This window comes from Dictyobacter halimunensis, from assembly GCF_036245075.1.
Genome location: NZ_BSRI01000001.1, coordinates 1,754,179 through 1,767,711 on the forward strand (window position 1 = coordinate 1,754,179; position 13,533 = coordinate 1,767,711).

Below are 13,533 nucleotides of genomic sequence, written 5' to 3' on the forward strand. Positions count from 1 at the left end.
CGTATATATGAATGAAGAGGAGAAGGTATATTAAATGAGTCTTTCCGCACGCAAAGCCTCTCCATCACTACCTGAGATGAGTGCCAGGCCCCGAAAACATGTATACTTTGGTATCGATACGCTGGTACTCATTCTGGTCTTGCTGTATCTGTTGATACCCCTGGGTACGGCGTTCGCCTTTGGTATTTCCAATGGAAAAAGTATCGATCTTAGCTCATATCAACAGATTTTCAGCGATGGTGATTTTTATCAGACATTGTTGTTCTCACTTGGACTTTCACTGGCGACGACCTTTCTGACGATTATCGTCGTGACTCCAACTGCGTACTGGGTACAGACACGCCTTCCCCAGGCTCGTCCCATCATGGATATACTGGCACTCATCCCTTTCGCGATGCCCGCGATCGTGATGGCACTGGGGCTGGTTCAGGTCTATGGTACCCCCAATACGCTGATCAGCATTCTCTCGTTTGGACTGGTACCGCTGTTGAGCAATCCACCATTCAACGTTATTAATACACCTCCCCTACTGGTGTGCGCGTACCTTATTATCTCCCTCCCCTTCGTCTATCGTCCGATTGACAATAGCTTGCGCGCCATCAATACGCAAACATTGACGGAGGCAGCCTATAGCCTTGGCTGTGGCTGGTGGAAAACGTTCTTCGCTATTATTCTCCCGAATATTCTACCGGGCGTGATTAGCGCCTCACTCCTGACCTTTTCTACCGCTATGGGTGAATTCACGCTGGCCAGTTTGTTTAGCATTACGACATTTCCCATTTATTTGAATGTGACGGGACAGAGTGATCCACATAAAGCTGCCTCGCTGACGATAGTAAGCTTCATGCTAACACTGATCTGTGTGCTTGCCATGCTTCTCCTGGTGAGACGCAGGTCCAGCGGTACAAAAGAGAGCGCCAGTCTAGACATTGTTGCAACAAAATAAGAAGGAACATCTCATGGCATTTCTTGCTTTAGAACATATTACAAAACACTTCGGCCGCAACATAGCCGTTGACCAGGTAGATCTCCAGGTTGAGCAGGGGGAGTTCTTGACGCTGCTTGGACCCAGCGGCTGCGGCAAGACGACCATATTGCGCATGATCGCGGGTTTTGAAACGCCAGGCGCGGGTACTATCTCACTCGATGGTTCCGATATTACCAGGACGCCTGCCAATAAACGGCCGATAGGCATGGTTTTTCAGTCATACGCTCTGTTCCCACATATGACTGCGGCGCAAAATATCGCGTTCGGCATGAGTATCAGACGCCAGCCTCAGAATGTTATTCGACAGCGTTGCGCTGAATTGCTGGAACTGGTTGGTCTGAGCGAGAAGGGCGAAAATTTTCCACATCAACTCTCCGGTGGTCAGCAGCAACGCATCGCGATCGCACGGGCACTGGCTGTCGAACCCAGCCTCCTTTTGCTCGATGAACCCCTTTCGGCACTCGATGCCAGGGTGCGCGTTTCGCTCCGCAATGAGATCCGCCGCATCCAGCAACAATTGAAGATCACGGCTATCTATGTGACACATGACCAGGAGGAGGCTCTGGCTATTTCAGATCGTATCGCCGTCATCTCCAAGGGCAAAATCGAACAACTGGATCAGCCTGAAACCATCTACAATCAACCTCGCTCGGTCTTCGCTGCCACATTTGTTGGCATCAGTAATCGCTTTGAGGGACTGGTTGAGTCCGCAGAGGATGGGGTTTGCCGTATCGGCGATCAACTGCTGCATGTTCCAGCACCGTTACAGCTCACAAAAAACGAGCCGGCACTAATTCTTGTGCGTCCAGAGGCTGTCACATTGCAGCAAGCTCCTGGAGCCACAGCAAGTACGCCAGGCACGCTAAACCAGATCTCTGGTACCATCACGCTGCGTACATTTCTGGGTCCATTCACACGCTTCCATGTCCAGACCTCTGGAACCGATACGCTCCTTGCTGATATTCCGAACCAACAGGCACACAACTTCCATACGGACCAGCAGGTAACGCTCTCGTTCCCGCCTTCGGCCTGCCAGGTACTCCCGCTGCACGAACCCACCCTGGTTGTATAAAACCGGAGGTTCGCTAAAGCTGCTTGCCTTAGCGTGATTGTAACTGCTCCTCGTACAGGCGCGAATAAAGGCCGCCTTGCTGGAGCAGTTCGGCATAAGTACCACGCTCGACGATGCGGCCAGCCTCCATGACCAGGATCAGGTCGGCTGAGAGGATCGTCGAGGCAAGTGTTACTTATCCACCTGACTATGTCAGCTCCAATATATATGAAAAGCCTGATTATCCCTGCGCTGTGGGGCGGATGATAATCTCACCGACATCTATATCGGCTGGCTGCTCGATGGCGTAGGCGATAGCACGAGCGACCGCATCCGGCGGCATAGCGAATCTGTCTCGCTGGGCGACCAGTTGCGCTTGCATCTCGGGATTCGTTACGCCTTCCGCGAAGTTCGTATGGACAAAGCCTGGCGAGACAATCGTTACGCGCAGCTTATCACCGGCCTCCTGACGTAAACCCTCGGAGATGGCGCGCACAGCGAACTTCGTTCCGGAATAGACCGACTGGTTCGGGACCGTCTTATACCCTGCGGTCGAAGCGATATTGACGAAATGCCCAGATCCCTGCTCACGAAAGATCGGTAGTGCCGCCGCGATGCCATAGAGAACACCTTTGATGTTGACGTCGATCATCTCCTCCCAATCCTCAACGCGTAGCTCATCAAGTGGAGATATCGGCATTACACCGGCATTATTGATGAGCACGTCAAGCTTGCCATACCGCTCGTACGCCAATCTGACAAGATTGGAGAGGTCATCACGCCGCTTTACATTGGTGGATGCATAGGCAATTTTTCCACCAGCATCTGTGATGCGTGCCGCCAGAGCCTCAAGGCGGTCGGCCCGGCGCGCCCCAAGGACGACTGTCGCGCCACGTTCAGCGAGCAGAAGCGCGGTCGCCTCACCAATTCCACTACTCGCGCCCGTGATAACGACAACTTTTCCACTGATATTTGACATATGCTATCTCCTGTTTCTCTATCGATTCTTTCTCAATGTCGTCGAAGAAGGCAGATCCCTCACTGGTCTTTGCCTCTTCGATGGCTCCCCCTCACCTCAACCGTCGATAGTGTATAATGAGGAACAGGCCTTAACGAGACAGGTGTTAATCAGTCCGACCTTGCGAGACTTCCTCGATCAGCTTGACATAATCCCAGCGTGCGTCGTTGACCCTCGTTTAAATATCGTGGCGTGGAATAAAGCCTTTTGTGTTGTCTTTGGCGACTATGCAAAAATGTCGGAGAGAGAAAGAAATATCATCTGGAGACTTTTCACATTACCTTCCAGCCAATCCGGCGAGGAGTGGGAGGCGCATACACGTGCGTACCTGGCTCAATTTCGTGCTGAATACGGTCGTTTTATTAAAGATCCCTGGTGGACTCAACAGATCGAGGAATTGAGCCAGGTTAGTCCCGAGTTTCGAGCACTGTGGGCGCGTCATGATGTACTCAATGTTCCCGAAGGTCAGAAATCAATGCACCATCCGCTCGTGGGGGAAATGACCTTCGATTTTCTCTTTTTCCAAGCTGTTGATGCTAGCGACCTTCGGCTACTGATCCATACTCCACACCGCGACTCCGCAACCGCCACTAAAATCAAGCAGCTTCTAGCCCTTGGACATGGTCAGATATAACCTCAAGTGAACCATAACAATCATAGGTGCTGGGCTTGCCTCAGCTTTGCTGCAAAACGGCCCCGTTGATCATGTCCCCAACATGCTCGCCCACGTGTGCACATTCCACCAACGACCATATCATTCAGCCAGAAGTATGCGAACGTGTCAAGTTGAAGATATTAGCCCTTACGGCTGATTGGAGCCGTAAGGGGAGCGTTAGAACTGGTGACGGGTGTGGCTGAAGGACCCCTTGCCGAAGGCGAGGATTTTTGTGGGTTTGACCGCGAATACCAGGGATCTACCACCCTCAGAATGGTAAAAGGCGCCGTCGCGCACCTCGAATTTCCAGCTTCCTTCCCATTTGGTGGCCCACGCCTCGGCGAGGCGTTGCAACATGGCGTTATCGGTACACGGCACGGCGTCACCCTCAACCATGACATCAAGCCCTTCCTTCCAGTCGTTACAGCCGGTCGTCAACACCACGTGCGGATTCTGGCGCAGGTTGATGGCCTTCTGTTCTTCGGGGCCGGTCGAGAAGTGGAGCACCCCATCCAGCCATACCGCGACAAGCGGGGTAACATGAGGACGTCCATCGCTCCGCATCGTTGAAATCCAGAACAGCTGGGCCGTTTCGAGCACCTGCTGCGTCTTCTCCCATGGAGTTGCAACAGCCTGGGGATCGCTAAAGCGCGGATCAATTTTTGTGACAGGTTCTTTCATCAACAACGTTCCTTTCGATCACTCGATCAGTAGTTCTCATACTTCATGCCTGCGAGCATAGCATACAGGCCTGCAAAAAACTTCTTTTCCTTTGCTCATCCTGAGAGGCCGCCGCTTTTCCATATCTGAATCCAATGGTTTATCTACCTCATATACCTTTCCCTATATCAAGGAAAACTTTCCTTTAACAATCGTTGTTTGTGGAAAGGGATTTTGGGAATAATGCTTATTCCCGTAGATTTGGTGGCTTTTATGCTTGACTTCATGGCGTACATTGGGTAATCTTCGATTATGATATTGGTGTGTTTCTATTTAATCAGGAAACATTTCCTTTGCACTAATAACTAAAGGGAAGTAATGAACTCGTGTCTGAACCGGATGAACAATTATTTGATTTAGCGCCGCAGCCGGGGCAAAACGTCACTTTGCGCGATGTCGCGCAAGCCGCGGGTGTGACGTTGGGGACAGCCTCTAAAGCTATTAATGGGCGTGGAAAATTAAGTTCCGAAACGCGTGAGCGTGTGCGTGCCGAAGCTCTGCGCCTGGGCTTTCGCTTTTTTAGCCTGCAAGAGGATGTTCCAGCGACTCAAGGCGTTATGGTGGGGGTGTTGACCACCGACAGCTATGGACGCTTTAGCCTTCCACTCTTGATGGGCATTGAAGATGCTTTCGGGGCACGTCCGGTCTCAGCTATGCTCTGCAATTCACGCGATCAAAGCCGCGAGCAACAGCATCTGCAACTGTTACTGGCGCGCAAAGTTGACGGCATCGTGGTATCGGCCCGGCGCGAGGATGCGCGCCCTCCCATCGATCTCGGGAGGCCAAACATACCGGTCGTCTATGCCTTTACCCATGTTACAGATTCTAACGCTCTGTGCGTCCTACCCGATGATGCGCAGGGCGCCCGGCTGGCAACCGAGCACCTGATCAGCCTGGGGCGGCGCCAGTTCGCCCATATTACCGGCCCCGGCTATTTTGAAGCGGCCCGCTTACGCGAGGGTGCCATGCGCCAGGTGCTCACGGAACATGGTATTGCGCTTCCCGACTACCGTGTCCTGTCGGGTCCCTGGCAGGAAAGCTGGGGATATACAGCGACGAATTACCTCTTTGATCAGGATGCCTCGATCGACGCACTTTTTTGTGGCAGCGATCAACTGGCAAGGGGCGCGATCGATGCGTTGCATGCACGCAACATCCGTGTTCCAGCCGATGTCTCGGTCGTAGGTTTTGACAATTGGGAGCCGATGGCCTGCGCCACGCGCCCCCCATTGACGACGGTAGACATGAATCTCTCACAGGTAGGGCGCTATGTAGGCGAGAGCCTGCTGGCATTGTTTGCCGGTGAGCAACGCTCCGGCGTTGTGCGCCTCCCCTGTAGTCTGGTTATACGCGGTTCGAGCGATCCTTTACAGCAAAGTTAGCAAACAAGAAGGGAGGCGCACGCAACAGGATTTGATGGTGGAACATACCTCGTTATAATTGGTTTTTCTGAATGATAACAACATCCCTCAATGGAAGAGGATGAGATACCCCTCTGAGAGAGTTTCGGTAGCTATCATCATGATAAGGAGGTCGTAGATGACCCACAATCAACGAGCACACCTGGCAGATATGATCACCGAAGTTAGTGCGGGGCGCATGAGCCGTCGCACCTTTATGGGCAGAGCCGCAGCTATAGGGATTGGTTCCAGCGCGGCATTTACACTCCTGGAGGCGTGCGGTGGTACCTCTGCTGGCAGCGCCAGCCCCAGTTCTGGACCCGTAACGCTGACTATCTGGGACTATTCTAACCCGCCCGGCGCCGGCTATTTAAAGATTTTGTCCGACTATCCTAAAGTCAAACCAAATGTAAAGATTCAGCGTACGGCCATTCCTTTCGCAGACCTCAAACAGAAGATTATTCAGGGGGCAGCGGCCCGCCAGCTTCCTGATATCGTGATCATCGATAATCCCGACCATCAGGCATTTTCTTCGATGGGCATCCTCGCCGACTTGACCTCACAGATCTCTACCTGGGGACAGGGCAATGACTATCTGAAGGGCCCCTGGACATCAACCACGTGGAAGGGGAAAAATTACGGCGTTCCCAACAATAGTAACTGCCTGGCACTCTACTATAATGTGGATATGCTGAAGAAGGCCGGTGTCAAGCCTCCCACAAACTGGGATGAATTGCATAGCGCGGCTCAGAAGCTGACCACCAAAGGGGTTTACGGGCTATCCATGGCCCTGGTACAGAGTGAAGAGGGCACGTTCCAGTTCCTGCCATTCCTGTGGGAAGCTGGCGCGGACCTGAACACGCTGGATAGTCCTGAGGCCACAACCGCCCTCCAATACCTGGTCGATCTCACCAAACAAGGACTGCTCTCACGCGATGCCCTCAACTGGACGCAGCAGGACGCGATGACGCAGTGGACCGCCGGCAAATCCGCCCTGTGTATCAATGGCCCCTGGAACCTGCCCGCGGCCCGCTCGAATGCTAAGTTCAACTGGGACGTTGTTCCTCTGCCACAGGGCAAACAAGCGGCATCTATCCTGGGTGGCGAGAATTGGGCCATCACCACGACGAGCCAGCATCAGGCCGATGCGTGGGAGTTTATCAAGTGGACGCAGGAGCAGTCTGTTCTTAAAAACTACCTGCTGGGCAACGGAACACTACCCAGTCGTACGGACCTGGGCGGCGACCCGGCCTTCATCAAAGATCCCAAACAGGCTGTGTTTGTGAAGGCTCTGACAACTGCCAAGCCTCGCGCCTATGGCCCTAACTATCCAAAGATCTCCAATTATGTTCAGCAGGCCTTCCAATCCGCGATTAGCGGACAAAAATCAGCTTCCGCTGCTCTTCAAACGGCCAGCCAGGCTGTGAAGCCTTTACTACCATCCTAATGATCCTGCTCACTTTGGATAAAGAGCTGGCGTATTTCTCTACGGTGAGAAAGCGCTTACTCTTTATCCCGCGCCTGACTCGATCATAGTAAGGAGGATTTTTACCGTGTCTACGCTCGTCAACTCCTCTCCATCCGTGTCGGAGACTATGACTCAGCGTCCGGTGAGGCGGCGTATCTTTAAATCGCTGGGCCCATATCTGTTCTTGCTACCCGCGATCCTGTTCCTGCTTGGCTTTCTGGTGTATCCGGTTATCACGATGATCATCTATAGCTTTGAGCAGGTGAATGTGGGAAGTCTGTTGACTGGCAATACGCCATTTGTTGGCCTGGATAATTATCATACCGTGCTCTCTGACCCTGGTTTCCGCTCTTCGCTGATCGTCTCGCTGATCTTTACCATTGTCTCGCTGATCTTTCAATATGTGATCGGCTTCGCGATGGCGTTATTGTTCAATCGGCGTATCCCGCTGGTTGGCGTGATGCGTGGTTCGGTCATGATCGCCTGGATGCTGCCAGTGATTGTTAGCGCGACGATCTTCAAATGGATGCTGCAGAGCGACTCTGGCATCGTGAACTACATCTTGCAGAGCCTGCACATAATCTCCTCTCCCATTAGCTGGCTGACAAGTCCGCAACTGGCCCTGTGGGCCGTGATCATCGCCAATATCTGGATCGGTATCCCTTTTAACATGTCGCTGCTCTTAGCCGGTCTGCAGAGTATCTCAGATTCGCTGTACGAGGCGGCGGTGGTTGATGGAGCAAACGGGTTCGGACGCTTCTGGCATATCACGGTCCCCCTGATGCGTTCAACCAGCCTGACGGTTCTGATGCTGGGTTTCATTTATACATTGAACGTGTTTGATCTGATCTATGTGCTGACCGGCGGTGGCCCGGTTAACGCGACTGAAGCCATGCCGTTGTATGCCTATCGTATCGCCTTCGGCCAGTTTGATCTGGGCTCGGGCGCGGCCATCGCGACGCTGATGTTCCTGCTCCTATTGGGCGTGAGCGCGATCTATCTGTTCCTGCTGCGACGAGAGGAGGTAGCCTGATGATTACCACGCAAAATTCATATCGCGGCACGAAGAGGCCCGCCCTCAACCGCCGATCCTGGAACACGATCATGCTGACGGTGCTGGGAATCTTCTTTACGGTGGTGATGATCTTTCCTCTCTACTGGGTAATCGTCAGTTCACTTAAAAATACGTCGGAATTGTTCAGCACACCACCGACCTTCTTTCCACACCAGATCGATTGGAGCCCGTATATCTCCAATTTTATTCAGAATACGGATATGTGGCACTATATGGGCAATAGTCTGCAGATTGCGCTGGGCACGATGATATTAACGCTGGTACTGGCCGCGCCGATGGCCTATGGCCTGGCACGCTTGCCGATCAAGGGAAAACAGGGTCTGCTGCTGGTCTTCCTGGTGGTGCAGATGTTTCCCAGTATCATGCTCGCCCTGCCGCTGTTCGTGATTTTTTCGCAGATCGGCCTCGTCAATTCTATCCCGGCGGTGATCCTGGCAATCACGACGCGTACACTACCATTTGCCACGCTCGTGATACGCCCCTACTTTTTAAGCCTGCCGCGCGACCTGGAGGATGCGGCCTTTATCGATGGCTGTAATCTATGGGGCGCATTCTACCGCATCATCTTGCCGCTTTCACGTCCCGGCATGTTGACCGTGGGCGCCCTCACCTTCCTGATGGGCTGGAGCGACTTTCTGTTCCCGCTGACGCTGATCTCCGACGATAGCAGACGTCCCCTGACGCTGGGTATCTACAAGTTTATCGGCGAATACGGGGTGCGTTGGAACGATCTGATGGCGGTCTCAGTGATCGCGGCCCTGCCGATTATCCTGGTGTTTATCTTTGGCCAGCGCTACATCACTTCCGGACTGGTGGCCGGCGCGGTGAAGGAATAAAAGATGATAGGGCGGTCATGGATGACTGCCTACACAATCTGCGTTTGGTACACACTTAGCAATGAAGGGAATGGACAATGACACTATCTTCTCCATCATCGGCTCAACAGGCGGAGGCGAGGCGCAGTTCCAACGCGCTCGCGCATACGGCGGTCACCATCGAGGATGCCTTCTGGGCCCCTCGCCTGCGCACGGTGCGTGAAAATACGCTACCAACCATGTATGAGCAGATGAAGCTGAATCACTATTTTGATTCTGAGAAGCGGGGATGGAAACGGGGCATGCATCCCATCCCCTACGTTTTCTGGGAGACAGATATTACGAAGTGGGTTGAGGCGACAAGTTTGAGCCTGGCCACGCATCCAGACGCGAAACTGGATGCGCTGCTCGATGAGACGATCGAGTTTATTCGTTCCATTCAGCAGCCGGATGGCTATCTCAATATCTGGTTTACCGAAGTGGAACCGGATAAGCGCTGGTCGAATATGCGCGATCTGCATGAGCTCTATTGCGCAGGACATCTGATTGAGGCCGCTGTGGCGCACTTCCAGGGGACCGGCAAGCGCTCGCTGCTGGAGATCGTGTGCCGCTACGCCGATTACTTGGATCGCACCTTCGGCCTTGAAGAGGGAAAGAAGCGGGGATACAGCGGACATCCGGAGATCGAACTGGCATTGGTCAAGCTCTATCGCGCCACCGGCGAGCAGCGCTACCTGAAGCTGAGCCAGTACTTTGTTGATGAGCGTGGCAAACAGCCTCATTACTTTGATCAGGAAGCACGCGAGCGCGGCGATACTCCAGATAAATTTTGGGCGAGGACATATGAGTACAACCAGTCGCACCTGCCCGTACGCGAGCAGACCGAGGTGGTTGGTCATGCCGTGCGCGCCATGTATCTGTATAGCGCGGTCGCCGACCTGGTTAAGGAACAGTATGACGAGGCACTATTCCAGGCGGGTGAGCGCCTCTGGCACCATCTCGTAAGCAAGCGGCTCTATATCACCGGTGGCATCGGCTCAACCGCGAAGAACGAGGGCTTCACGGAAGACTATGATCTGCCGAACCTGACGGCCTATGCGGAGTCCTGCGCCTCAATTGGTCTGGCGATGTGGAACCACCGCCTGCTACAGCTCGACGCCAATAGCCGCTACGCGGATCTGCTTGAGCGCGCGTTGTACAACGGGATGCTGAGCGGTATCTCGCTCGACGGCAGTAAATACTTCTATGTCAATCCGCTGGAGAGCAAGGGCGACCATCACCGCGTCGGCTGGTTCAAGTGCGCCTGCTGTCCTCCCAATATAGCGCGCACATTGATGTCGCTGGGCCAGTATGTCTATACGGCAAACGATACTGACATCTTCACGCATCTCTATATTCAGGGGACAGGCAAGCTGTCAGTCGCCGGTCGCGACGTGACGCTACGGCAGGAGACACAGTATCCCTGGGATGGCGCAATCCGCCTGACGGTGGCGCTCGATGAGCCAGTTGCATTTGGCCTGAATCTGCGCATCCCCGGTTGGTGCCAGGATGCACAACTCTCTGTGAATAGCGAGGCCGTCTCGCTCGATCAACTGCAAAAGGGCTATGTGCGTATCGAGCGACGCTGGCAGAGTGGCGACCAGGTTATCCTCAACCTGGCGATGCCCGCGACGCGCGTCTATGCCCATCCTGATGTGCGCAAAGATATCGACTCCATCGCTCTGCAGCGCGGCCCACTGGTCTACTGCCTGGAAGGCGCGGATAACGCAGTACCCCTGCATCACATCCGCCTGCCCGAAACGGCGACACTGGAGAGCCACTTTGAACCAGAGCTCTTAGGAGGCATCGCCGTCATCCAGGCTCCAGCCACCGCGGTAGACAGCACGGACTGGTCGGATACACTGTATAAAACGACGCCGCCGCAATCTCACCCACACACCCTCACCGCCATCCCCTACTACGTCTGGGATCAACGCCAGCCCGGCGAGATGCGTGTCTGGATCTACACGAAATAACTGACGAGCCAAACATCACTGAGACCCTCTGTTATATCGTGACAGGGGGTCTCATAAACTTCCATTACCAGAAAGTATGGTACTAACTGCCATTTTTACCAGGATTACTTCCCCATTAAGGAATGCCTCTTATACAGGATTATTTGATTGTTCTGTAATAAATTTACGCAAAAGAGGAAATCATCCATGGGAAAGGATTCATGGATTTATTATGCTCCTTATCAAGACAATATCTATCAGGCATTTATCGATCTCAAGAGAGCCGAAACTATTGTAGATATTGAGAGTCTCTCTCTATTTCCTCAGCGTTACGCTGGCTGTACACTGGACGAACATCTGGTTGAACGCTTCTATGAAGCTGATAAACGTTACCATATTTCTTTTGGCGAATTACCATTTGACCTGGCAGCAGAACTACCGCAGCATGATGCCATCTGGGGATACGTACAGATGTATATCGAGATGACCATCCAATGGGAGCAAACCGATCCTCAACAACCTCGTTCACTACCGCCCCAGCTATATGCAATTTCACCCATCACCCTTTCACGAGAAGAAATACTTGCATACTTTTCTCAACATGTTTCCGCTCAGCGACAATTAATCTTCTGGATTAGCATCTTTCTCTATCAAGCACCATTTAATGATCAAACCGTCATCTGGCCTTTATCAGCAGAGCAGATTCTCGAGTTCTTTGGCACCTCGACGCCTACGAAAGAACTAGCACGCTCTCTGGAAAACCGTCTGTGGGATCTTCCACTGTGCTGGTATACGATCCTTTATGACGGTGATCGCCCCTCAGAGATCCTGTTCGTTGGCGCCTCTGGAGATTGAGTTCTTCTCGATAACCGGCCAACGCACTTCTTTAAATATTTTCTTGTCTTGACAAGAGCTTTTTTTAGGTATGCTGATTCCGTAAACGATTACGGAAAATACTTACGCTCATCAATTATATTTTCCGCTTGTGATTGCGTAATCGGTTACGCGTAGGATAATGGCAGCGGTACAGTCTCAATCCAGTTCACCGCAGTCGTCAACTATGCCAAAATCTGTGGCATTGAGGTTATCCCACAATAGAGCGCGACCGTCTGCCCACCTTGCATATCGGACGGGCAGGCAACGACTCAAACACTGGCATGTTATCTATCAAGGTAGGCCCGGGGAAGGTTCTGGGCCTACCCTGTGCTTTAACCCGAGACGGCTTGCTTGTGGCGATCAGGAGTCTGGAGAGCTCGTTTTGAGAGCTTTTTGCAGGTATCACGAATCATCAGGTTGGTGGGCAGTTGAATGCGTGGGGCGTATTCGGTCAAATCCTGCTTTTTATCTTCAGGTTGTTGTCGATAATAGAGATGCGGCTCTTCTATCAGCTGAAGCAAGAGCTCAATCGCCTGCTGGCCCATCTCGGTGCACGGCTGCTGGACCGTGGTCAGGGCCGGCTGCATATGCGCGGATGAGGGATTATCATCAAAACCCATCAACGAAATGTCTTTCGGGATACTTAAGCCAAATTCAGCCGCCGCCGACATCACCCCATACGCCATCAGATCGCTCTGGGCGAAGATGGCGGTTGGGCGTTCCGCCTTCGGACGCGCCAGCAATTCTCGGGCACCCTGGCGACCACCAGACGGCATAAAATCGCCCTCCAGCACTAGTACAGAATCGAGCGGGATGCCAGCGTCCCGCAGTGCATCCTGGTATCCCTGGTAGCGATCGCGCGAGACCTTATACTTCATGGGACCTTGAATGCAGGCGATACGTTGGTGCCCCAGAGCGATAAGGTAGCGCGTCGCCTCATACGCGCCTCCACGGTTATCCGCCCCGATCCAGGGAACGCCTTCCACCGGAGCATGCTGGTCATCGATCAAAACCACAGGAAAACCCTGTCGCTGCAGGTGGGTGAGATGCTGCGCCGATTGGCCCGGAAAGATCGCCAACATGCCCGCTGTCAGTCGCGTCGCCAGAATGCGGTCGATTACCTTGCCACAATCACTCAGGTGATTCGAGCTACTGATACTATACAGCACGATTTCATACGGGGTGCCCTCCACAATTTCGGCCACCTTCACCATCATCTCCGGGATCAGCGGCCACGTCAGCGCCGGCACCAGCACGCTGATTAAGCGGCTCCGTCCTGATACCAATCCAATCGCTGTACTACTGGGGACATATCCCTGTTCCTCCACGATGCGCAAGATACGTTCGCGTGTCGCCGGACTGACATCGGGTTTGTTATTTAACACACGCGAAACTGTGCCCGTCGAGACGTTGGCCAGGCGCGCAATATCCTGGATGTTGAGTTTTTCAGACATGAGATCCTTTCAGGCGCAA

Annotated in this window: 12 protein-coding genes; 9 read left to right on the top strand and 3 right to left on the bottom strand. The window is 53.2% G+C overall.

From position 1 onward, the window contains the following. The first annotated feature begins 34 nt into the window (after nucleotides 1–34). Together AABA21_RS06980 and AABA21_RS06985 are read left to right on the top strand one after the other, a co-directional pair. Nucleotides 35–946, top strand: a complete 912-nt coding sequence (locus AABA21_RS06980; protein ID WP_338248272.1) for an ABC transporter permease — start codon at nucleotides 35–37, stop codon at nucleotides 944–946. A gap of 13 nt (nucleotides 947–959) precedes the next feature. Then, nucleotides 960–2,060 carry an ABC transporter ATP-binding protein gene (locus AABA21_RS06985; RefSeq protein ID WP_338248274.1) on the top strand — a complete coding sequence of 367 codons (1,101 nt, stop codon included), beginning with the start codon at nucleotides 960–962 and terminating at the stop codon, nucleotides 2,058–2,060. A gap of 220 nt (nucleotides 2,061–2,280) precedes the next feature. Here AABA21_RS06985 and AABA21_RS06990 read toward each other — a convergent pair whose 3' ends face one another. Beyond that, nucleotides 2,281–3,018, bottom strand: coding sequence for an SDR family oxidoreductase (locus tag AABA21_RS06990; RefSeq protein WP_338248275.1), 738 nt, complete (start codon nucleotides 3,016–3,018; stop codon nucleotides 2,281–2,283). 142 nt (nucleotides 3,019–3,160) lie between these two features. Here AABA21_RS06990 and AABA21_RS06995 point away from each other — a divergent pair, with 142 nt between their 5' ends. Next, a complete protein-coding gene (locus AABA21_RS06995) occupies nucleotides 3,161–3,691 on the top strand; it encodes an MmyB family transcriptional regulator (protein WP_338248277.1) in 531 nt (176 codons plus the stop codon). Between the two features lie 198 nt (nucleotides 3,692–3,889). On the opposite strand, the gene AABA21_RS07000 is transcribed toward AABA21_RS06995, so the two are convergent. Next, nucleotides 3,890–4,393, bottom strand: a complete 504-nt coding sequence (locus tag AABA21_RS07000; protein WP_338248278.1) for a pyridoxamine 5'-phosphate oxidase family protein — start codon at nucleotides 4,391–4,393, stop codon at nucleotides 3,890–3,892. Between the two features lie 365 nt (nucleotides 4,394–4,758). Between AABA21_RS07000 and AABA21_RS07005 the strand changes: the two genes are divergently transcribed. The 6 genes from AABA21_RS07005 (at nucleotide 4,759) to AABA21_RS07030 (ending at nucleotide 12,039) form a co-directional block, all read left to right on the top strand. Continuing rightward, nucleotides 4,759–5,814 carry a LacI family DNA-binding transcriptional regulator gene (locus AABA21_RS07005; protein WP_338248280.1) on the top strand — a complete coding sequence of 352 codons (1,056 nt, stop codon included), beginning with the start codon at nucleotides 4,759–4,761 and terminating at the stop codon, nucleotides 5,812–5,814. A gap of 157 nt (nucleotides 5,815–5,971) precedes the next feature. Further along, nucleotides 5,972–7,279: an ABC transporter substrate-binding protein gene (locus tag AABA21_RS07010; protein WP_338248282.1), complete on the top strand. Its 1,308-nt coding sequence runs from the start codon at nucleotides 5,972–5,974 to the stop codon at nucleotides 7,277–7,279. A gap of 106 nt (nucleotides 7,280–7,385) precedes the next feature. Beyond that, nucleotides 7,386–8,333, top strand: a complete 948-nt coding sequence (locus tag AABA21_RS07015) for a carbohydrate ABC transporter permease (protein WP_338248284.1) — start codon at nucleotides 7,386–7,388, stop codon at nucleotides 8,331–8,333. Continuing rightward, nucleotides 8,333–9,211, top strand: a complete 879-nt coding sequence (locus tag AABA21_RS07020) for a carbohydrate ABC transporter permease (protein ID WP_338248285.1) — start codon at nucleotides 8,333–8,335, stop codon at nucleotides 9,209–9,211. The genes AABA21_RS07015 and AABA21_RS07020 overlap by 1 nt, the downstream gene beginning before the upstream one ends. 77 nt (nucleotides 9,212–9,288) lie before the next feature. Then, nucleotides 9,289–11,205 (top strand): glycoside hydrolase family 127 protein, encoded by a 1,917-nt coding sequence (locus AABA21_RS07025; RefSeq protein WP_338248287.1) that lies wholly within the window; start codon nucleotides 9,289–9,291, stop codon nucleotides 11,203–11,205. Between the two features lie 186 nt (nucleotides 11,206–11,391). After that, nucleotides 11,392–12,039 (top strand): hypothetical protein, encoded by a 648-nt coding sequence (locus AABA21_RS07030; protein WP_338248289.1) that lies wholly within the window; start codon nucleotides 11,392–11,394, stop codon nucleotides 12,037–12,039. 353 nt (nucleotides 12,040–12,392) lie between these two features. Here the strand turns inward: AABA21_RS07030 and AABA21_RS07035 are convergent, their stop codons facing one another. Continuing rightward, complete coding sequence (locus AABA21_RS07035; RefSeq protein WP_338248290.1) at nucleotides 12,393–13,514, bottom strand: LacI family DNA-binding transcriptional regulator; 1,122 nt, start codon at nucleotides 13,512–13,514, stop codon at nucleotides 12,393–12,395. Nucleotides 13,515–13,533 lie beyond the last annotated feature (19 nt).